Source organism: Aquimarina sp. 433 (assembly GCF_054054605.1).
The window spans coordinates 182,220-204,828 of sequence record NZ_JBSWZK010000002.1 but is presented as its reverse complement, the minus strand read 5'-3'; the positions used below and the strand labels follow the sequence as shown (position 1 = coordinate 204,828).

12 protein-coding genes are annotated in these 22,609 nt (G+C 33.3%); 4 read left to right on the top strand and 8 right to left on the bottom strand.

The genetic code is table 11. The features are described from left to right. Positions 1–151: 151 nt before the first annotated feature. Entirely contained in the window at positions 152–1,558 is a 1,407-nt protein-coding gene (locus tag ACWNT5_RS04935; protein WP_299605125.1) for an MATE family efflux transporter, read from the top strand. A 162-nt stretch (positions 1,559–1,720) separates the two neighbouring features. On the opposite strand, the gene ACWNT5_RS04930 is transcribed toward ACWNT5_RS04935, so the two are convergent. Beyond that, positions 1,721–4,594 carry a CHAT domain-containing protein gene (locus ACWNT5_RS04930; RefSeq protein WP_299605127.1) on the bottom strand — a complete coding sequence of 958 codons (2,874 nt, stop codon included), beginning with the start codon at positions 4,592–4,594 and terminating at the stop codon, positions 1,721–1,723. 126 nt (positions 4,595–4,720) lie between these two features. Between ACWNT5_RS04930 and ACWNT5_RS04925 the strand changes: the two genes are divergently transcribed. Both ACWNT5_RS04925 and ACWNT5_RS04920 read left to right on the top strand, forming a co-directional pair. After that, positions 4,721–5,296 carry an RNA polymerase sigma factor gene (locus ACWNT5_RS04925; RefSeq protein WP_299605129.1) on the top strand — a complete coding sequence of 192 codons (576 nt, stop codon included), beginning with the start codon at positions 4,721–4,723 and terminating at the stop codon, positions 5,294–5,296. After that, entirely contained in the window at positions 5,293–6,039 is a 747-nt protein-coding gene (locus ACWNT5_RS04920) for a tetratricopeptide repeat protein (protein ID WP_299605132.1), read from the top strand. The genes ACWNT5_RS04925 and ACWNT5_RS04920 overlap by 4 nt, the downstream gene beginning before the upstream one ends. Positions 6,040–6,113: 74 nt before the next feature. Here the strand turns inward: ACWNT5_RS04920 and ACWNT5_RS04915 are convergent, their stop codons facing one another. The 7 genes from ACWNT5_RS04915 to ACWNT5_RS04885 form a co-directional block, all read right to left on the bottom strand. Further along, entirely contained in the window at positions 6,114–7,196 is a 1,083-nt protein-coding gene (locus ACWNT5_RS04915; RefSeq protein ID WP_456516791.1) for a T9SS type A sorting domain-containing protein, read from the bottom strand. Positions 7,197–7,365: 169 nt separating this feature from the next. Further along, positions 7,366–8,547 (bottom strand): T9SS type A sorting domain-containing protein, encoded by a 1,182-nt coding sequence (locus ACWNT5_RS04910; RefSeq protein WP_456516790.1) that lies wholly within the window; start codon positions 8,545–8,547, stop codon positions 7,366–7,368. A gap of 314 nt (positions 8,548–8,861) precedes the next feature. Beyond that, complete coding sequence (locus ACWNT5_RS04905; protein WP_456516789.1) at positions 8,862–11,078, bottom strand: hypothetical protein; 2,217 nt, start codon at positions 11,076–11,078, stop codon at positions 8,862–8,864. A 61-nt stretch (positions 11,079–11,139) separates the two neighbouring features. Continuing rightward, positions 11,140–13,983, bottom strand: a complete 2,844-nt coding sequence (locus ACWNT5_RS04900) for a TonB-dependent receptor domain-containing protein (RefSeq protein ID WP_456516788.1) — start codon at positions 13,981–13,983, stop codon at positions 11,140–11,142. 856 nt (positions 13,984–14,839) lie between these two features. After that, positions 14,840–16,003 carry a multidrug transporter gene (locus tag ACWNT5_RS04895; RefSeq protein WP_299897867.1) on the bottom strand — a complete coding sequence of 388 codons (1,164 nt, stop codon included), beginning with the start codon at positions 16,001–16,003 and terminating at the stop codon, positions 14,840–14,842. Positions 16,004–16,047: 44 nt separating this feature from the next. Then, positions 16,048–18,903: a TonB-dependent receptor domain-containing protein gene (locus ACWNT5_RS04890; RefSeq protein WP_456516787.1), complete on the bottom strand. Its 2,856-nt coding sequence runs from the start codon at positions 18,901–18,903 to the stop codon at positions 16,048–16,050. Between the two features lie 382 nt (positions 18,904–19,285). After that, entirely contained in the window at positions 19,286–19,645 is a 360-nt protein-coding gene (locus tag ACWNT5_RS04885; RefSeq protein WP_456516786.1) for a toxin-antitoxin system YwqK family antitoxin, read from the bottom strand. A 539-nt stretch (positions 19,646–20,184) separates the two neighbouring features. Between ACWNT5_RS04885 and ACWNT5_RS04880 the strand changes: the two genes are divergently transcribed. Next, positions 20,185–22,572, top strand: coding sequence for an anion permease (locus ACWNT5_RS04880; RefSeq protein ID WP_456516785.1), 2,388 nt, complete (start codon positions 20,185–20,187; stop codon positions 22,570–22,572). The last annotated feature ends 37 nt before the right edge of the window (positions 22,573–22,609 follow it).

Here is a 22,609-nt window from a genome sequence, read left to right as displayed (position 1 = left end):
TCGGGAAAAAGTCTCATCTTTGTTTATTATGAAGTTATAAGGATTTATGTATACATTTATGGAAATATCGGATTCGGTATTATTAGGCTAAAAAATCTTCATTTAGTCTTGTTTCCATTTTTCTCTTTTTTTTAAACATAATCCATTTTTCATGGCACACAATAAAATAACCTTAACCAAATTATTTTCTTATTTTAAAATAGCTGTAACAGGCAAAGAAAAAGAATTTTCAACCGGCAGTATTCGCAAGGCGGTATTCATGCTGGCCATTCCTATGATTCTAGAAATGATGATGGAATCTATTTTTGCATTGGTAGATGCATATTGGGTTTCTAGTTTGGGAGCAAATGCAATAGCAACCGTTGGCATCACAGAATCTGTAATTACACTTATTTATGCGGTAGCGATTGGACTGAGTATGGGCGTAACTGCTATTGTAGCAAGAAGAGTTGGCGAAAAAGATATCGAAGGCGCTTCTCAAGCAGCGGTACAGTCTATATTTCTTGGAATTGCAGTAGCAATATTTATTAGTATCGTTGGGATACTGTTTCCGAAAGAAATTTTAGCACTCATGGGGGCAGAAGCGGATCTCATAGCCGAAGGATATGGCTACACTCAGGTTTTATTAGGAGGGAATATTACCATCATGCTTTTGTTTTTGATCAATGCAGTTTTTAGAGGTGCAGGTGATGCTTCGGTAGCTATGATTGTCTTGATTGTTTCTAACGTTCTTAATATTATTTTGGACCCACTATTTATTTTTGGTTTTGGACCTATTCCAGAATTTGGAGTACAAGGCGCAGCTATCGCCACAACCATTGGTAGAGGAACTGCTGTGGTACTACAATTAATGATTTTATTCTTTGGCTGGAGCAAAATTAAAGTAACATTAAAGGATATTGTACTGCGATCTAAAGTGATGCTTAATCTGATAAAAGTTTCTCTTGGTGGAATTGGACAGTTTATTATCGGAACTTCTAGTTGGGTGTTTTTAATGCGTATTATGGCAGAGTTTGGTAGCGAAGTATTAGCAGGATATACGATTGCAATTCGGGTTTTGATGTTTACCTTAATGCCATCTTGGGGTATGAGTAATGCTGCTGCGACTTTGGTAGGACAAAACTTGGGAGCTGGCAAACCTGAGCGAGCAGAACAATCGGTATGGAAAACAGGTAAGTATAATGCAATCTTTATGGTGTTCGTTTCTTTTGTATACTTAATATTGGCCGAATATATTATCGGGTTTTTTAGTGAGGAACCAAAAGTAATTACTTATGGCGCGTTAAGTCTTCGTGTGATTGCTGCAGGGTATGTGTTTTATGCGTATGGTATGGTCATCATTCAATCATTTAATGGAGCAGGTGATACCAAAACACCAACAATTATCAATTTCTTTTGTTTTTGGGTGTTTCAATTACCGTTTGCATATATGGCTGCTATACTCTTTGATTGGGGAGCGATGGGAGTTTTTCTTGCCATTACTTTTGCAGAAGTACTCATTGCTGTAATTAGTATCATATGGTTTAGAAAAGGGAACTGGAAATCGGTGAAGGTGTGAAGGGAAATAAGCTGTTTAAAAAGTACTAAAAAGTTGTATTTATCGCTCTGAGCCGTTCGACAGGCTCAAAACAGGATCTGTTGAAGATTGACTGACAATCAAATGATTAGAAACTTCTGCGCCTATCTGCTTATAGAGGAAGCATAGTTTGACAATTATATATTACTTTTTAGATAGCTTTTTTCTTCTTTTTAGTATAAAATAGGTTAAACATAAAACTAGTATAAGTAAAACAAACCAAGTTATTGTTTTAGATATATCAGACGGAGTTTGAAGATCTATAGCTTTATTGTCTCCAAGTATATAAAAACTTCCCCAATAAAAGGGATGTGATCTTGTAATATCGGCATTTTTTAAATAGTTTAATTTAGCTTGTTGCAGCGCTTTTGATTTACTCATTTTAGATGATAAATGCGTATAGAAATTGCGCATAATCTCAGGAGTATTTTGATCAGGAACTTCCCAGTTTGTTAGTAATAAGCTTTTAGAACCAGCATATTGAAAAGCATTTCCTAGACTCATAATTCCTTCGCCTTCTGCGATTTTACCCGTTCCAGTATTGCAGGCACTTAAAACTACTAACTCGGCAGGAATATCTAAAGCAAATAACTCATGACTATATAACAAATCATCCTCAATTGAGTCATTACTTTTCGTAAAGTATAACTTAGAGTTTTCAGGATGTTCATTATCAACTTCTCCGTGTAATGCTAAATGCAGTATATTATATTGATGAGCTGTCTTTTTAAAGTTTTTTTCTATCGCCTGAGCGCCATAATAATACTGCCCATTTACAATTTCGGAAATGGCACTAATCTCTTCTCTAGTGCCAGGAAGATCTGCATCTGCGTTTCTTAGCATATTAAATGATAAGGATTCAGAATCTGTAATTTGTGTACTATCCGAAAAAGAAAAGGCCAAACATTCTTGCAATAGTTTTGAGTTTTTGTTGGAATGGTTTTTTGAAAAAAGAACATTTACAGAATTAGCATAGGATATAGCATAATCACGAAGCATATAGGGCAATTGCTTTGGATCTTTGCTAGTACTTTCTTTAGTTAATAGTAAATCAAAATTTAGATGCCATAAAGGACCATCTGGAACTATAATCAATTCATCTCCTTTTAGTTGGTGAACTATGGGTTTGATAAGTGTTGTATATAAACTTTCTGCATTATTCTTGTAATCAATAATATTTTTGGAAGTAATATGTTCTCTAAAATGCTGTATTTTCTGTGCAATATTGGGAGTGGCTATTTTAGAAACGTTGATGTCATTTTTATTTAGCGTAAAAGCATACGTAACACTATCAGCAGTAAAAAATTCAAGAATTGTAGTGTTGTTAGATAATCTTTCCTGAATTTCGGGTACTGTAAGAAATGTGTTTTTGTATTTAAGACGATAGTAGTTCGGATGATTTTGTTCTAAGAAATTGGTTAAAGAATCTTGTTTTCTTGTTATATCAAATATTTTATTTTCATAGAATCTAATTTTTGCAGTATCAGGATTTTTCGTCTGTAATTGATTAGTAATGTTTGAAGTGTAAAATGCCAGATTGGTTTTTAGGTGCTGTTCTAATAAGAGCGTTTCTTTAGACAAACCAGCGAAGTTTTTGGCTCTAGTAGTTGTAAGCAAATTTTTAAGAGTATTGGCTTTGCTTTTTTCGCTGTACTCGAAAGCTTCGAATAATAATAAAGAATCTTGTTTTATAGAATACGATAATAATTGATTTTCAATAGCGGTTGAATAAATTTCATGAATGGTATTAGAAAACAAAATTTTGTCCTTACGGTTTGGAATTGTTGGTTTAATATGTTTTATCATAGAATCAGCTGTTTTGATAGTTCTAACACAGCGAATAAGATTGCTAATTCTAGTTTTGTCTTCGGATTTTAAAAGAAGTGTTTTTGCTTTGTTATTCAGGATGGATATTGTTAACAAAGGATCATAGTTTTTCTTCTTTTTGTTGTAAGAATATGTACTTCTATCTTGAGCCTTATCAAAAAATGTTATAGACTTTTCTGTTAACCCCATTTTTTTATACAAACTAGCAATTTTATATAAAGTATATGAGGAAATATAACTGTTCTTTCCAAATGAATTTTCGATAGCCTTTAGACCTTTATTATAATATTCTAGGGCTTTTTTAAATTTATTTAAATTTGAATATGCATTTGCTATATTTAAGTATATGTCTAGTATCTCATAATTGTCGTTTTTATAAAATGATTTTATAATTTTTGATGATTTAAATAGGTAGTGTAATGCATCTTCATTTTTGTTTTTTTTAATTAATAAGGAACCTATGTTATTATAAGAATTAGCAATTGATAATTGGTTTTCTGGAAATAATTTAGTCTTTAAGTTGATAATGTCATTTTGAATTTTTTGAGCATCATCAAATTTGTTATAATTCGCATAAGAAAGAGCAAGGTTGTTACCTAAACCAATTATGAATCTGAAGTTCTTTTCTTGCATATTCTCAAGAAGGGTTAAACCATTTTTGTGATATTGTATAGATTCAGTATAAAATCCCTTTGTCTTGTAGATATTTCCAATATTTGTGTAGGTTAAGGCAATTTTTAAAGTATCTCGATTTTCAATATATATTGGAAGTGCTTTTTTGTAGTTATCAAGGGCTTTGTCGTGCATAAGTAACATTCTGTATACAACACCTTCGGATCTATAACTATTTGCTACCTTTATGCTTTTTTTACCAAATTTTTCAGTTGATAGTTTTCTGGACTTTTCGTAGTATTCTATTGCTTTTTGGTATTGAATATCCCGAAAATAAATAGAACCAATTGCATCGTAAATATTTATAATTTTATTGGAAGAATCAGTTAGATTTTGATAAATATTTAATGCCCTTTTGTAATAATACAAAGAACTATCTAATTTTTTTTGTGAAGACAGATTTTCAGCTTTTTCAAAATGTTGAACTGCAAGTGTTGAATCTTTTTTAGTTTGTGACTTAATTAATTGGAAAGAGAATAGAAATATGATTGTGATTTTTATAAGAAAAGAAGAATTCATTCGTTACCAATTTTATTGTAAAAGATGGCAAATAAATTAAATAATGACATGATTTAAGATGGACTTCGTTTATTTAATGATTTAATAATATGCTAACTGAATTTAGTTAAGGTAGAGTGAGTGTCCATGGATGACTTTAAAATATTAAAAGGAATAGTAGAAAATGATCGGGTAATTATTAAAGCTTTTTACCGAGATAATTTAAAATATATTAGAAAATATATCATACAAAATTCTGGAAATAAAGAAGATGTAGAAGATGTGTTTCAGGATGCTATGGTAGTGTTGTACGAAAAATTGTTATCCGATAATCTGGAGCTTACCGTTAGACTTAAAACTTATTTTTTTGGGATATGTAAAAACCTTTGGAAACAAAGACTAGCGAAGAAGCGTAAAATTTTTCTTACTAATACCCCTCAAGAAGGTGAAATGCAAGATACCACTATAGAAGATCTAACAAATCAAGAAAGGGGGAATTTGTATCGTAAATATTTTGTCTCGTTATCTCTGGCATGTCAGCAACTATTGGAGTTGGTTTTTGAAGATAAAAGTATGCGAGAAATTGCTGAAATCACAGGTTATTCCGAATTGTACTGTAGAAGAAAGAAATATAAATGCAAAAAATCTTTAATGGAACAAATAGAGAATGATCCATTATATGATGAGGTAAAATATGAAGATTTCATAAAATCAAGCTTATGAAACGAACAGAAGAATTATTTGATACCATAGAAAGATTTCTTTCGGATACTTTATCAGCGTCTGAAAGAGCGGATTTTGAGAAAGAATTGGATGCTAATCCTAAATTACAATTAGAAGTAGCCAGACATAAAACCCTTAAAACCGTTTTGCAAGAAAAAAAACTAGTGTCCTTTAAAAAGGAACTTACCACTATAGGTAAGGAAATTGAAGAAGAAAACAAAAATGCGAAACAAAATAACTATAGATATATCGGTATTGCTTCTGCAATTGCCGTCATCATCGGTGTAGGAGTTTTGTTATACACAAATTTAAATTATTCTAATCCAGCGGATGCATTGTATAGTGAGTATTTTAGTCCGTTTCCAGTAAATAATGAAGTTCGGTCAGGAGTATCAAAATCTTTGGAAAATATTAAGATTGCGTACAGTAAAAAATTGTATGATCAAGTGATTCTAGAATCATCCGAGATGTCAGATACCTTATTTACAGACGAAATGAAGGTATATCTTGGGAATAGCTATCTACTCGTTGATCAGGAAAAAAAGGCAATTGCCTTTTTTGAAGAAATACCTTATAAGAGTGGTTATTACGAGGATGCGCAATGGTACTTGTCTCTTACGTTTTTAAAATTAGGTGATTTACAAAGAGCTGTATCTTATGTAAAGAATCTTATCGAATATGACGGTCGTTATCGAAAAAAAGCAATTCAGCTTCTTGAGGAAATCCTAGAGCTGAAAAATTAAAAACCAGAAATCTTAATATCTTATGAAGTAGGAAGATTTCTGGTTTTAATAGCTTAAAATACTTGGAAGTTTTATTATTTCGCTACTTTGTAAGTTTTGTCTCCATTTTTAATGATATAAAAGCCTTTAGGTAGACTTTGAATTAATAATGTTTCATCTTCTTTTGTATAAATGTTTTTTTGAGTTACAGGCATTCCTTGAATATTGTAAACATTTATAATAGACATTTCTTTATTATTTGATGTAAATCTATTTAATGGAAATATACCAATACTATTTCTTTGCCTATTGAGTATGATAGGTAAAGCAATTAGGTTATTACTCAAATCACTTTCTCCTTGATCAATAATTCTTAAAAGAATATATCCAGAAGATCCTTGTTGAATAATACTAGTATTGTTAACATCAAACCATGTTATATTAACAATGCTTCCTTGATATTCAGCATTTGGATTTCTAGAAGGGATGTTTATCTCATTAATTTCACTATCATTCCTTGATTCATAGGTTTTATTCTCGGATATGTAGAATTTTAGTTTTGTAGCACTTGAAGAAGCATTTCCAATATTTTTCACTACAGGCCTTATAGATATTTCTCTACCTTGAAACGGTAGAGAATGGAATTCCCCATTATCCAAGGAATCTTCAAAATTACTATCGCAATTACCGTCATTTACACATTGGCTAGAGATAGTCATTTTCGATGTTACAAATGCGAGATCTGGTTTAGTTGGGCATCCATTATTGGATGCAGGACCAGCTTCATTAGGACAGTTGTCATCATCATTTGGAATGCCATCTCCATCACTATCACAAAATATGTTTTGAAATGTTAATTGACTTTCTCTAAATGAATCTCGATCTCCGAAAGGTTCACTTCTCAGGCTTGAAATGAAAAGATATCTTACACGGTCATCATCATCAATAAATTTATAAAGTTTTCCTATAGACAAGTTGTTGGAGGATGAAAACACTACGTTTAATCGATATCGAGATCCGCTACTGGAAGCATTTCCTGAGCACAAAATTTCTTTAGCATTGTCAAAATTAGAACCTAGGTTTCTGGTTTCGTATCCTTTTTCGATAATCTGTGAGAATGATACTGAGGATAAAAATAATGCAATAATGGTTAATAAAAATAAGTTTTTGTTTTTCATCATAAAATGGTTTTAAAATTAGATATATGTTTTTACTATCGTTAATCCATTTTATGAGAACATTGTGACCGTTAAAAAACAACTTTTTTTTAAATTTTTAGAATAAAAAACCCACTTCAAATTTTGAAGCGGGTTTTAGTGTTCTTATAATAAGGTTATTTAAGTTTAATTACTTTCCTACTTTATAGGTTCTTTGATCATTTTTAATGATGTAAAATCCTTTAGGTAACTCTTCAATTAACTTTTGTTCTTCTTGCTCATCGGTAACTGTTTTTTGTTTTACCAAAATTCCCTGAAGATTAAAAATAGTTAGATTATAAGATTTGTTTGAAATACTACTTTTTGAGTCAAAATCAGAATCAATCGGTACAATAATTCCAATACCTCCTGATGATTTGTCTTTTATATATTTGAAGGCATATCGATTGATGTTATTACTGAATGCAGAAGGAGGCTCATTAGTTACTTCTCTCCAATCAATATGGAAAAACATATAGTAAGTAACTTCATCATATAAAGGGATTGAGCCCATATAATCAAACATGCTCTCGGTGAATTTAAATGTTTTTTCTTCTCCACTTTCTAAAACAGGAACTGTAAAATCTCTATAAACATAAGGTTGTGCTTCACCTGGATCCCAAACTGGATACGAATTTTTATTCGCAGCAATAACTACGTGTAATTCACACGATCTATTAGTTTTACCTGCTCCTTTATTTTTAACCTTTACAGAGAATTCTGCCGATTTATTGTAATATAAAGAAGGGGTATAGGTAATATGATCATAATTATATGTGATTGAACCACCTGTAGATGTTTTCGTTTTGATCGTTAAATTAGCGGTTATAAGATCAGGAGGTAAAGGGCATCCGTTATTTGACGCTGGTCCTGCTTCATTTGGGCATTCATCTTGCGTGTTAGTAACACCATCTCCATCGTTATCACCGTCGGGTATTGTATAGGTATAGGTTCGAGAATTCCCTTGGTATTCTGTAACTAAATAGAATTTTTTTGTGGGATTCGTGTTGAAGCTTCTGCCATTCCAATTGTTAGCAATACTTACCCACATAGATTTTGTAGTATAAGAGCTAAATGATAGGTTGTCATCGCCTTCACGATTCCATCTAATTAATCCAATGAGGTTATTAGATGTTACAGATTCAGCATAGACTTTCAACTTAATTTCGTTATAACCATAATTTCCTCGAATGTCAAATTTGTATTTAAAACGTTGACCATCGTTCCAAGTAAAAGTTTCATTAGTAGGAGAGGTTACTTTAAAGTTTTGAATATCGACTTGCGCTTGCATCATCGACGTTAATAGAATGAATAATACATAGATTTTTTTCATTAGTAAAGTTTTAAAAGGTTTATACCATAGAGTGTCATTTGTACTACTAATGTTACGTGCTAAAAAACTCAATTAATGATTTGTTCATTTTGTGGGATTTTATTAATGTTTCCCTAAGAAAGAAATCACTTTTACTTTACTTATAATCATGAAATAGCCTTTGATTAAAATATGTTATTAATGAACAAGAATGTATAAGATGATAATCATATGACTTTGGTTGGTGTCTAACGAATTTATATTTGTTGATTTGGGGTAAAAAAAAACACCCTCTCGGAGGGTGTTTTTAGTATTCATTTATATTTTAGTTATGATTAGAAACCAGTAGCCCATCCATTAGCCCAAGTTGGTTCTGCTGCACCATTACCAGCTCCAGTATTATCACCTACAGTGATAAAGCTTTGGTTAACACCTCCATAATTGGTTTGTTCAAAACCTGTTGCAGGACTTGCAAATTGCATTGGATTGATAGAAAGAGAGTTAGCTTCAATACGAACAGCTGCTTCTGCATCAGTACTACTAATGTTTACACCAAGATCTACACCTTCAGTATAAAAATTAGTAATCGTAAAGTTTCCTCCACCTTCTTTAAAGAAAAGAGCACCTTCAGTTACTGGTCCTACAACGGTAATGTTAGAAAGTGTTGTAGTAGTAACTGGTGTTGCATTACCATTATCGCCATTATTAGATCCTTCGATACCAGCTTTGGCACCTTTAGAGATATACCAGCTATCTCCGTTTCCTGCCCATCCGTCAGCAAAGTCAATAGAATCATCTCCACTTCCTATAGATACTAAGAAGTTTCCTGATACTGTTCCACCAAAGAACTCTATTCCGTCATCACCTCCGTTTAAAGATTGTACATACTCAAAAGTAGTTCCAGAACCAACACCAAAAAGAGATACACCGTTAAATTCTTTATCGTTAGAGAAAGTAGCACCAGTGTACTCAACTCTTAAGTAACGAATAGATCCAGAATTATCATTAGCAGTATTACCACCATATTGAAGATCAGCAACTTCAGAAGTAACATTAGTTCCTTTATTTGTTGGAGCATCTCCACATATTACTAATCCACCCCAATCAGCAGGAGCAGGTGTTGCCGCACCAGAAGTCATTACAACTGGATTTGTGGCAGTACCATTTACAAAGATTTGAGCTCCTCTTTCTACGGCAATAAAGGCAGCTGTACCTCCAGTAGCTTTGATCGTAGTTCCAGCAGGAATAGTTAAAGAACCACCTGATCTTACATAAAAGGAACTAGTTAATTGATATTCAACATCCGCGCTTAAAGTAACATCGCCTGTTATCTCACCAGCTAAATTTTGCGTGCTAGAAGCACCACTATTGTCAAGACCTCTCGTCCATCCTGCAGCCCAATCTGGAGAAGCAGCGCCGTTACCAGCACCAGTAGCAATACCTTCTGTAAAGAAAGATTGGTTAGCACCAGTATAATTAGTAATATCAAGATCAGTAGGAGCATCCGCAAACTGAATGTTCGTTATAGTTAAGTCACCATTTTCGATTCTAGCAGCAGCTTCGGCATCTGTATCTGATACAGTGATCCCAACATTTACATTACTTGTATAGAAATTGTCTATTGTGAAGTTTCCTCCACCTTCTTTATAAAATAAAGCACCTTCAGTTACTGGTCCAACTACAGTGATATTAGAAAGGGTAGTATTAGTTACTGGAGCAGCGTTACCATTGTCCCCATTATTAGATCCTTCTATACCAGCTTTTGCTCCACCAGAAATATACCAGTTTTCTCCGTTTCCTGCCCATCCATCTGCGAAGTCAATAGAATCATCACCACTATTAGTAGAAACAAGATTTTCTCCATTTACAGTTCCACCAAAGAACTCGATTCCGTCATCACCACCTTCAAAAGACTGAACGAATTCGAACGTAGTTCCAGAACCAACACCAAAAAGAGATACACCATTAAATTCTTTATCGTTAGAGAAAGTAGCACCAGTATATTCAACTCTTAAATAACGAATAGAACCAGAATTGTCATTAGCAGTTGTTCCACCATATTGAAGATCAGCAACTTCAGATGTTACATTATTTCCTTTGTTCGTTGGAGCATCACCACAAATTACTAATCCACCCCAATCACCAGGAGCAGGATTTGCAGAAGCTGAGGTCATTACAACTGGATTTGCGGAAGTACCATTAATAAAAATTTGAGCACCACGCTCAACTGCTATATATGCAGCAGTTCCACCCGTAGCTTTAATTACAGTACCAGCAGGGATTGTTAAAGAAGCTCCAGACTTTACTACATAAGCTCCAGTAAGTTCGTAGTCTAATGATGCGTCTAGTGTGGTATCAGCTATTACATCACCAGATAAATTAGCAGAAGTACAAGGGGTACAAGAGCCACCACAGTCAATACCAGTTTCATCACCGTTTTGTACACCATCAGTACAAGATGCGGTGGAACCTGAATCATCATCACCACTACATGACACGACAAATGCGCCTGTGGCAAACATTAATATTAATGTAAAAAGAACTTTTTTCATTTTTTTGAATTTTAGTTGTGAATAAAAATTGTTCGCTTTTTTATAAAAAGTCATTGTTTAGTTAAAAAGTATAGTTAAAAGACAGCTTTAGGTTGTATCCTTTTTTGTAAGACAACATATCAACATCTCTTTGTTGAAGATCTGTTCCACTTCTTATAGGATTTATATCACCGTTACTGTCTGTTACTTCTTGTTGAAATCTTTCGATTTCGGGATTTAGAATGTTTTGAAATGACAATCCTAAAGAAACTCTCTCGGATAGTTGTGTTTTAGCTATGAAATCTAAAGTTGGTACAGCTTTCTCAATAATATTTCCTTTCCCAAAGTTTCCTAAAGCAAAGATTCTGTCAGAGAAATAATTAGCAGCTAGGGTTAATTGTAGATTTCTGTCTTTTGCAAAATCTTTATAGTAACTTACATCTGCATTTGCAACTAGATCAGAAGCACCAGATAGCCCAGTTTCAGAATATGTTGGGTCAAAACTTAATCCAGATTCATCTAATACTTTTTGACCATCTAATTCTTGATTGTGTATCATGTAAGCTGCATTTATGCCGGCTGTAAAATTTTGCTTTAAGATTTGGTCTTTAACTTCTCTTTCTTGCTGAAATAATAGTTTTCTTACTTCTAATTCTGCACCAAAAGCTGTTGCTTGATCACCTGTATTTGCCCAAGTTATATCGTTTGAAGCTGATTGAATTGTTATGGAATTTATTGGGTTTTCGATAATTTTCCCGAACACGCCTAAGGAAATTATTTCACTAGATTTTGGAAAGTACTCCCATTTAACGTCTACATTATAGTTAGTGGATAGTGTCAGGAATGGGTTACCAAAGTAATCTTGATTCACCTCTTGATATAGGAAAGGAGCTCTTTCTTTGAATTGTGGTAAAGTATATGATTTACTTGCGGCAAGTTTAAAGTTTTGTTTTTCATTATGGGCATACTTTAAAGATAATGAAGGAAGTATTTCTAATTCATCTAGTTCATTTTCTCCTTCACCATTAATTACGGTACTCCATTCTATATTTTGGTTTATTTGTTCTGCTCTAATTCCTGCTAGTAAAGTGAATTTAGATGCAAATTTATATTCCAAACTTAAATATGCTGCATTGATTTGTTGATCTCCCTTATAAAATTGGGGGTTAAGTGCTCCAGGAGTATCTAAAGTTCCTCTAAAAGTTCTGATTCTATATAAGCCTGCGTTTAAGTTTTCTTGATTAAAGTAAGCATCAACGTTTCTTACGTCAACATCTGGTTGAGGAACTCTATTAAAAATTTGAAAGTTGAACTGCTCAGCTTCGAAATCAACATTTTTGAATCTTCCACTATACCCAATAGACAGTTTACCATCGAAAAGGTCTTCTTCATTTCTCTTAAATTTATAGGAAGCCTCAAATCTTCCTGCTATTTCATCTTCAATAAGATCGGCAAAGAATCTATGGTTATCGGAAGCAGCAGACACTAATAAGAAAGACTTTGGTCCATCAGGCTCATTAGGAGTTCTTGGAACTAAAGTTATTTGTCTTCTATCTGGCTCATTATTTTCTAAAAAGTTATAAGATGCTCCCCAGTCAAACTCAAAGTTTTCTGAAATTTTGTGTTCTCCTAATAACTGATGGGTAATTAATGAAGTTCTTAAGAATACAGATCTTTGGATAAAACCTCCACCGTTTGGTGCATCATCCTCCACATCAATAATTCCGAAGAATTCACGTTGTCTTTCGCTAGTGTTGTTAAGATATAGAACATTATATACAACTTTATGATTGCGATATTTTAATCCAATATTACCCATTAAGGTAGTATTGGTATTGTATCCAAAATCAAAATAGTCAAAATCGCTTTGTGCAACAGAGTTTACATTTACACTACCTCGCGAAACACCGTCTTGGTACGTGTAATTATTACTAAAAGATCCAACACCAAAAATGCTAAGTTTTGTCTCTCCTCCAAAGAGATAATATGAATCTCCACCTTTTAAGGAAACATTGGAATTAAATGGATTAGATGTTTTCTCTCTATCCCAACTAGTAGTGAAATTATAATTATTCAATGGGAATTCAGGAGCGTTGGTATCATAAAAGCCAGTTCTACTTGGTCCATCGGTAAGGAAGAATTCATCTACTGCTACAGATTCAGTATTAATACCAGTCGATATTCCAACTTCCATAAACCCAGAGCCTTTGTAATCTTTTGATGTTATATCTATATTGGCACCTGCAAAATCTCCATAATTTCTGACATTATAGGTCTTGTCAATGCCGATAGCTTCGACTATACTAGTGTTAAAAATCCCTAATTGAATATTTTTCTTTGAAGGGTCATTTGATGGTAATGGAAGACCATTTAAGGTAGTCACGTTGTATCGATCTCCTAACCCGCGAACGAAAATATTTCCTGAACCTTCCTGTTTAGAAATACCAGTAGCTTTAGTAACGGCGGTTGCTACATCACCTACACCTTTTTTAGCTAATTCTTGTGCTCCTATTGATATTTTTTGAGTTATTGCATTTTTTTGTTCTAATAATAAAGCTTCTTCTCTTTCTCTATTGGTTTGTACTTTTATCACTACTTCTTCTAGTGCTGCAGCGGTAGCTCCCAACGCAGTGTCGATTACTGTAACTTTATCTGGTTCGATAACCACATCCGGGATACGTAAGGTTTCATAACCCGTAAAACTAAATTCTAAGGTGTACGTCCCAGCGGGTACATTTGGGATTTCGTACTTTCCGTCAAAATCAGAAGAGGTTCCAAGAGTAGTTCCTAATACGACGATGTTAGCAAAGGGTAGTGGTTGGTTGTTTACTTCTTTGTCTAGAAGTGTTCCGGCGATGGTTCCGGTTTCTTGTGCAAAATTTAATCCAAGAATAAACAGTGCGATAACTGTGCAAAATTTTCTCATTTCGTGTTCTTAATAAATCTGGTACAAATAAATACGGTTTTCCAGTAAAGAATTTTACCCTACTATTATCCTTAGTTTAAGGGATTGTAATTTGTAGAACACGAGAATGAAAGTAGATTTGTGTAGTTATTTTTGGTTTTTTGTTAGAAATCTTTCAGGTTGTGTAAATCGTTAAAAATCAATTATATAAAAATAATTTTGTTTCAGTATAGGATCTGAAAAGATGAATTTTAATTTTGAAAAAAACTACCTTTTTATGGTTTTTTAGTTTTTTGAAAAGATTACATAAACATTATGATAATGTTAAACAGAGTATTTTAAAGATCTTTGTGTTAACAATCGCATAAAGTGAATTCATCAATATTCAATATATTTTTGTATTTTTTTGAGAATGAAGTAAGATTTTCTGTACAACGATGTGTCTCTTCTAAAGAAAATATTAAAAAATTCATTTATAGAAGATTATAAAAAATGAGAAGGCTGAAGAGAACCATTATTGTTGTTGGATAATAATGACCTTCCAGCCTTCTACGAACACGTATCGTAGTATGCTATTTAAAGAAAATAGTTTTCCCTATCGTATGTATGTATAAGAAGTTGTTTGTTGAAATTCTGAGATGTCTGATACACCAGAAAACTCGTTCTGAATTAATCGATACAAATAAAAATACTTTGTTTTAGTTAAACTTTACTGGAGTATTATACTTGTATTATGAGAATGTAATCTTAGTGCTAAGAATGAAAAGAAAAGGTTAAGAAAGTAGTTTTCTTGACGACAAAAGCCGTTTAAAAATTTTAGATCATTTTTAAACGGCTTTCTTTTTATAAAATAACATCCGTAGGGATGTGGTAGTGTTTAGTTACGAGTCCAACCAGAGTTCCATGAATTGTAGTCTGCTCCAGTTCCGTTACCTACTCCAGAGATTACATCAGCTTCTCCAAAAGTAGCTCCTGTATCATTTTTAAGGTTTAATGTAATGTCATCAAAAGTAATATCAGTGATAGAGGTTTCGTCATTGATAACACCATTTCCAGTTTCAGTATCATCTAAATCAAAACCTTCAGCAAAACCTTCTAACAATACATTAGTAAAAGTAGCTCTTGTACCAGCACGTAATCTGATCGCTTCATTTTCATTAGAAGAACCAAGACCGTTAATTGTAAGATTTGTTACTGTTGGTGCAGACCAAAATACTGGATTAGAGTTGTTTCCGATATCTGTATTAAATCCATCTCCTTCGATTCCTTTGTCATGAGATTGTCTATGCTCGATATATACATTAGTTAATGTTCCTGTGTATCCTTCTGTCCAGTCTACAGAGTCATCTTGTGCCCCTACAACAGAGATAAAAGAAGCATTTACAGTTCCTCCAAAAAATTCTACTCCGTCATCTGCTCCTTCAAAAGCCTGGATAAATTCGATAGTGGTTCCGTTTCCTACTGCATAAAAAGAGAATCCGTTATTTTCTGAAGCTGCATCTGCTGCTCCTCCAGAATATTCGATACGAACATATCTAAGGATACCAGAATTATCATCTACTACACTACCACCATATGGTAATCCTCCAATTTCTGAAGTAGAAGTTGCGTCTCCACCAACAACAGAATTTATAGGTGCTCTACCTAATAAGATAAGACCTCCCCAATCTCCAGGATTTGGAGTAGAAGTAGCAGAGGTAAATACAATTGGATTAGAAGAAGTTCCTTCGGCATTGATCACTCCTCCTTGTAATACTGCGATATATACGTCAGATCCAGTTGCTGCTCTTACTACCACACCAGGTTCTACAGTAAGCGTAATACCTTCTGGTACAATTAATGCACTAGTTAGAGAGTACTCTGTACCCAATTCTAGTGTAAGATCTGATGATAGTGTTCCTCCGATTACATTATCTGTTGGGTTTACCGGAGAGCCATTACCATCTATATTAATAGTAATATCCGAAGTATCATCACTTGCGCAAGCTGCAAAAAGCATAGCAATGGCAACGATTTTTAAAAGAAATATATTTGCTTTCATGGTTTTTGTTTTAATAAATTTTATTCGTGTTCGTTTTATGTATGTTAAAATGTATATTTAAATTGTAATCCAATGTTTACACCTCTTTTATAACTAGATAGAGCAAACTCTTCTATTGGATTAATTTCGTTATTAGCGTTTCTGCTGAATGGAATTCCTAATGTTGTAAGAACATCTTCTGATATGGTAGCGTTTTCACGTACTCTTTCGATTGTTGGGTTCAACAAGTTTTTAACACTTAGGTTGATTTCAAAGTTGTCACGTACCTCGTTTTTCCATACAAAATCTAATGTTGGTACTCCTTTTTCTACAATATTTCCTAATTGTCCAGCTCCTAAAGCATCAATACGATCAGAGAAATAAGAGAATACCAGGTTTGCTACAGGTTTGTAATCGCCAAAAGTTGGTGTATAGCTTACATCGGCATTGATTAAGAATGGTGATGCACCTTGTAATTGATCAGAGTCTCTGTTAAAATTGGTGTTGAATGTACCAGAAACTGTTTTTAAATCTTGTCTGGTAGAAGTGTAGGTGATATTTACACCAGCAGAAAGAAGGTTTTCTTCTTCAGAAGTTTTTAATAATGCCTTACGTGCTTCTAGTTCTATACCAAATACCTCTGCTTTGTCTCCTGTTCTAAAGAAACGTTGTGTTCCGGTAGCATCATTTGCAGATACTAAGTTTACAGGGTCATTGATCTGCTTTGCAAAAGCTGCGACAGAGAATATCTGACCTTGATCGAAGAACCATTCGTATTTTAAATCTAAATTAATGATCGAAGAGAATGCAGGATCGTTTAATAGATCTGGGTTACCTCCAATACGATCGGTTACATTTTCATATACAAATGGAGCAACTTCTTTAAACTCTGGGTTAGAAACTGTTCTACTTACCGAAAAACGTAAGTTTTGATCTTCATTTAAAGCATATTTTACGTTTAAACTTGGTAATAAAAAGGTTTCAGTAGCTTCATTACGTCCAGGATTGTTAAATGCAAGATTGATTACATCATATTCGATACTCTGGTTAAAAGATTCTACACGTAACCCAGGAACAAATGTCCACTTGTCACCATATTTATAGATAGCATTTGCATACAGTGCATGAATATCTAAGTTTCCAGTATAGGTGTTTTCTGCAAGTCCTGGAAGGTTAGTGTCTCCTAATCCGATAGAAGGATCTAATGGATTTATCACCACTGTATTATACGTAACGCCTAAGTTGTCGATACTAAAGATTGAATTGAAATCATTAACATCTGTAACTTCGGTTCTTGGTTCTATAATACTTAGTCCAAAACGTTGGTTATCAAAATCACGTTGTTTGATTCTTCCGTTGTACCCAAAATTAAAGGATAAATTTTCTTTATGCTCATACGCTACATTTACTCGACCGTTCCATTCTTCGTCTTCAATGTTTTGGAAATAACGTTGGTTGTCGAAATCTACGTTGCGGAAAAGAACTGGGTTTGTAGTAGGATCATTATCCAATGCCAAGTCGAATTGTTCTAGAGCGATACGCTTTCTGTCTGGTTGGCGAGCTAGTACACTGTTAAAACCAATTCCGTAGTCAACTTTTATTTTTTCGTTAATGTTACTTTTTCCAGAAAGTTGGTTTACATAGATCATGTCTTGTTCGAATTGTACATTTTGTGTAAAGAATCCAAAATCATCAATATCGGCGATGGTGTTACGGTTAAACCCGTTTCCATCGATTCCAAAACGTCCTACTTCATCTGTAGCATCATTAATGAATAAAGAGGTGAATTTTAAGCTATGATCTGAATTGATACGATATACAATATTTGTCATTGCAGTAGTAGTTCTGCTATATTCAAAAATTTCAGTATCTCTAAATATTTGGTTTTCTGCTGCAGTTACATTGGCTGCTTCCCCTCTTAGGTATTCGTAACTGTTTCCAAAAGATGCAGTTCCAAATATACTTAGCTTAGATTCTTCGCCAATATCCCAAGATTTTCCTGCTGTAATAGATCCAGAAAGCCCAACAGGTCCTTCTGATGAAACAGGATCTACTCCATGAGATAGTACGACAGCAAAAGGATCATTTTTATACCTATTATAGAACCCAAAGAATCCTGTACCTTCACTTTTTACAAATCTCTCGCCAATAGCATTGGTATTTATACTATTCCCTAAATCAGCATTTATATAAGCTTTTCCTACATGTTCTTTAGCAATTATATCTACATTACCAGCAGCGAAGTCTCCATAAAAATTAGCAGCATAGGTTTTGCTTACTCCAATATTTTGGATCACATCTGAAGCGAACAACCCAAGATCAATATTTTTCTTGTCTACATTGTTTGCAGGTAGCGATAATCCATTAAACGTGGTGTTTAGATATCGATCTCCAAGACCTCTAACATATACATTACCACCACCTTCTTGTTTTGAGATTCCTGAAATTTTAGTAACTGCAGCTGCGGCGTTACTTACTCCTTTGTTAGAAAGCTCTTGTGCACCAATACTTTGTTTTTGTACTACGGCTCCTTTTTGATCCAAAAGAAGTGCTTGCACACTTTCTTTTTTTCTACTAGTGGTTTTAATAACAACTTCATCTAAGGCAGCTGCACTTGCACCGATAGTAGCATTTACTGTGGTAGTCTCATTGGCTTTTACAACAACTTCTTTTTCTAAAGTTTCATAACCAACGAAGCTAAACTCTAAAGTATAAGTTCCTGGAGTTACATTTTCGATAGTGTATAAACCATCAAAATCTGTGGTAGTACCTTTGCTCGTGCCTTTTATAAGTACGTTAGCAAAAGGTAACGGTTGATTGTTTGCTTCTTTATCAAGCAAAGTACCGGCTATAGAGCCAGTTTCCTGCGCACTAACTATTCCAACAACGAATAGTGCACAGAGAATGACAATTTTTCTCATAACGTGTTCTAAATTCGGTGCAAATAACGTTAGCTATTGTTACCTGTGCGTTACTGAAAAATTAAATAAGAGTGATTATAGTGTTACGTAATTGTTATCTGAATAGAGTGTTTTTCATAACTTCTTTTCTGAAAATTGAAGCTATTTAATATTTAAAAACCTAATAATCAGTTTTTTGAAATATTTTTTTCAGGTGGTTATCTAAATGTTAACAATACATTTTTCTGATTTATTGTAAAAATATATTTAATAATTGTTTTTATAAAAAAGTCAAATTTGTACATCTACAGGATTGATTTTTACTCTAAAAACAGGATATAAAAAAAACGCTCGAAATATTTTCCGAGCGTTTTCACATTATAAATTATTGTAGCAAATTTTACTATTGTTTGTAATTTACAACTACGTCACTTTTATTAGACCATGTTGTTACAGAAGCAACAGAATTGTCTGAATAGTTTACTTCTGATAATTTTTCACCTTCCCAGAAGAACCATTTTCCAGTTTTTACACCATTTTCATACTGTCCCATTGAGATTTTCTTTCCTGTCTCATCATAAGACTTCCATTCTCCGTGAAGTTTTCCTTGTTTATTGTAAAACCCTTGTTGACGAATTTCACCATTGTCATAATAATACGTTCCTTTTATAGTATTTCCTTCTTTTTCGAAAGTAGGTTTCACGTCTTGTGCCATAATTGCACCAGAAAAAAGAACTGCTAATGTTAAAACTAAACTTTTCATACTACATTTTTTATTGGGGTGTTCTTAATGATTACATTACAAATGTAACATTAATTTTACTTTTAAACAACATTTAGATAACATTAAATTAACATTAGATCTGTAAATATTTGTAAATCAGTATTTTGTTTTGTAAACAAAAAGGTTTGTTATGGTTTTTTGTAAGGTTTAACAGTTGTATGTAAGATACAATTTGACCGTTTGCAGTGAAAAAAAAACAAGTAAAATCACTTTACAAAGTAACTGAATCATAGGTTTTGTTGTTTTTTATTTACTTTCATGCTTTTGAGATTGCCAGAAAATAAAGGCTATATGAGATTGCTTATTAATTCATCAAGGGATTGATATGTTTTTTATTTTGAAATATATTTATCACAATCAATTTCAAACCCTTGTATATTCATTGTGAATCAATTGTTGTTTTTAAAGAATGTAAACTGCTTTTCGATTATGAAATAGTGTAAAAAAGATAACATTTCAATAACATACGGCAAGATTTTTAGTAACACTTTTGTGGTTTATAAGATTGTGAAGAAAATATGAACGATATTTATATTTTGATGATTGTAGCTTTAGCTTTTTTGGCTATTGCTGATTTGGTTGTTGGTGTTAGTAATGATGCCGTTAATTTTTTGAATTCTGCGATAGGTTCTAAAGCCATTTCATTTAGAACTATTATGATAGTTGCTAGTGTCGGTATTGCAGCTGGAGCTATTTTTTCTAGCGGGTTAATGGAAGTTGCTCGTAAGGGGATTTTTGTACCAGGAGAGTTCTACTTCGATGAAATCATGATCATTTTTATGGCAGTGATGATTACCGATATATTACTGCTGGATTTCTTCAACACTCTGGGGATGCCAACTTCAACAACGGTATCTATCGTATTTGAATTATTAGGAGCAGCTGTTTGTGTAGCCTTACTTAAAATTGCTGCAGATGCGGATCTTTCTGTTGCCGATTTAGGTAACTATATAAATACGAAGAAAGCGGGTGAAATCATCGCAGGGATTTTATTGTCTGTAGTGGTAGCTTTTTCTGTAGGGGCTTTCGTCCAATATATATCTAGACTTTTACTATCTTTTAATTTTGAAAAGAAAGCTAAATGGGTAGGATCTTTATTTGGAGGTATTGCCTTAACAGCAATTTTATATTTCATATTTATTAAAGGTATTAAAGGAACCAATTACGCAAAACTAATTGTAGACACTGTTTCTAATGATACGCGCTTAGGGTTTTTAGAATGGGCAAATGCTTATTTCGAAACCTCATATGAAACGATAAAAGAAATGGCAAAAGCTAAAAAAGATCTTTTTAAGATCGATGCAGAGGCTGGAACCATCTCTACTACTCTACGAGGGTTTTTGGAAACGAATGTATTTACCATAGTTGTCTCTGGGTTTGCATTACTCTCATTGATTTCTTTTGTAGTAATGAACTTTTTAAAGGTTAATATTTATAAGCTTATAATCATAGTAGGAACTTTTGCTTTAGCACTTGCTTTTGCAGGAAATGACTTAGTGAATTTTATAGGAGTTCCTATTGCGGCATATGAAGGGTATGAGATGTGGAGTGCATCTAATATACCTGCGAATGAATTTTTAATGAGTTCTTTGAGTGGAAAAGCAGAAACCCCGACATTATTTTTATTAGGAGCAGGATTAATTATGGTACTCACACTTTGGTTTTCTACAAAAGCCAGAAATGTAGTAAAAACCTCCATAGATTTATCTCGCCAAGGAGAAGGTGATGAAAAGTTTCGACCTAATTTTCTATCTAGAGGTGTTGTTAGAGGTACGGTTTTTATTTCGGAAGTAATTTCTTCGATTACTCCAGCAGCTTTTAAGGATTTTTCTGAAAAGCAGTTTGAGGAAGTTCCAGTTGCGGCTACGACTAGAAAGGAAGATCTTCCTGCTTTTGATATGGTAAGAGCTGCAGTAAATCTTATGGTAGCAGGCGTGTTAATTTCCATCGCTACTTCTATGAAACTTCCACTTTCTACTACCTATGTTACTTTTATGGTAGCAATGGGTACCTCTTTAGCAGATAGAGCTTGGGGAACAGAAAGTGCTGTATATCGTGTGGCAGGAGTATTAAATGTAATCGGAGGATGGTTTTTTACAGCGATTAGTGCATTTTTGGCAGCAGCTTTAATTGCTTTCTTGATTAATTTTAATCAGCCAATTATGACCGGAGTGTTACTTCTAGTAGCAGTCTTTTTATTGGTTAGAAATACCATTAGATATCGAAATAAAACAAGAGCGGATAAAGCAGAAGATAGTCTAAAAAAATCTGAAAGTAGCTCTATACAAGGAGTGATAGAAGAGAGTGCTGACAATATCAAATCTTTTGTAAATCGAGGGAATAAAATCTATGGAAGTACCATTGATAGTTTAGCTAAATATGATCTTGCATCCTTAAAAAAGAGTAGAAAAGGGATCGCTAAATTGGAAACGGAAGTAGAAGAATTGAGAGATAGTATCTTTTACTTTATCAAAAACCTTGATGAATCCAGTGTTGGAGCCAGTAGTTTTTATATTTCTATTTTAGGGCATTTAGAAGATATTACACAATCCTTGGAATATATATCTAAAAATAGTCACAAACACGTAAATAATAATCATAAGAAACTTAGATTTAATCAAATCAAGGATCTAAAAGAAATTGAGGACCAACTACAGGAGTTTTTTGGGAGTATCAAAGATGTTTTTGATACCAGAGAATTTGGAAAATTGAATGCTATCATCGAAGAAAAACAAAATCTCTTTACCTTAGTTACAGATAAAATTAATAAACAAGTAGAACGAACAAGAACAGAAGAAAGTAGCCCTAAAAATACAACTCTTTACTTTGGGTTGTTGATGGAAACTAAAGATCTTGTAACAGCTACTATGAATTTATTAACTACCTACAGAGATCATCAGGATTAGATGATTATAGAATATCTCATAATGTTAGCTTAATGTT

Bases quoted from the DNA above. Each gene is read 5' to 3' on its own strand.
- ACWNT5_RS04880 (WP_456516785.1), top strand. From the start codon at position 20,185: ATGAACGATATTTATATTTTGATGATTGTAGCTTTAGCTTTTTTGGCT.
- ACWNT5_RS04915 (WP_456516791.1), bottom strand. From the start codon at position 7,196: ATGAAAAACAAAAACTTATTTTTATTAACCATTATTGCATTATTTTTA.
- ACWNT5_RS04900 (WP_456516788.1), bottom strand. From the start codon at position 13,983: ATGAGAAAATTTTGCACAGTTATCGCACTGTTTATTCTTGGATTAAAT.
- ACWNT5_RS04895 (WP_299897867.1), bottom strand. From the start codon at position 16,003: ATGAAAGCAAATATATTTCTTTTAAAAATCGTTGCCATTGCTATGCTT.
- ACWNT5_RS04885 (WP_456516786.1), bottom strand. From the start codon at position 19,645: ATGAAAAGTTTAGTTTTAACATTAGCAGTTCTTTTTTCTGGTGCAATT.
- ACWNT5_RS04935 (WP_299605125.1), top strand. From the start codon at position 152: ATGGCACACAATAAAATAACCTTAACCAAATTATTTTCTTATTTTAAA.
- ACWNT5_RS04905 (WP_456516789.1), bottom strand. From the start codon at position 11,078: ATGAAAAAAGTTCTTTTTACATTAATATTAATGTTTGCCACAGGCGCA.
- ACWNT5_RS04920 (WP_299605132.1), top strand. From the start codon at position 5,293: ATGAAACGAACAGAAGAATTATTTGATACCATAGAAAGATTTCTTTCG.
- ACWNT5_RS04890 (WP_456516787.1), bottom strand. From the start codon at position 18,903: ATGAGAAAAATTGTCATTCTCTGTGCACTATTCGTTGTTGGAATAGTT.
- ACWNT5_RS04910 (WP_456516790.1), bottom strand. From the start codon at position 8,547: ATGAAAAAAATCTATGTATTATTCATTCTATTAACGTCGATGATGCAA.
- ACWNT5_RS04925 (WP_299605129.1), top strand. From the start codon at position 4,721: ATGGATGACTTTAAAATATTAAAAGGAATAGTAGAAAATGATCGGGTA.
- ACWNT5_RS04930 (WP_299605127.1), bottom strand. From the start codon at position 4,594: ATGAATTCTTCTTTTCTTATAAAAATCACAATCATATTTCTATTCTCT.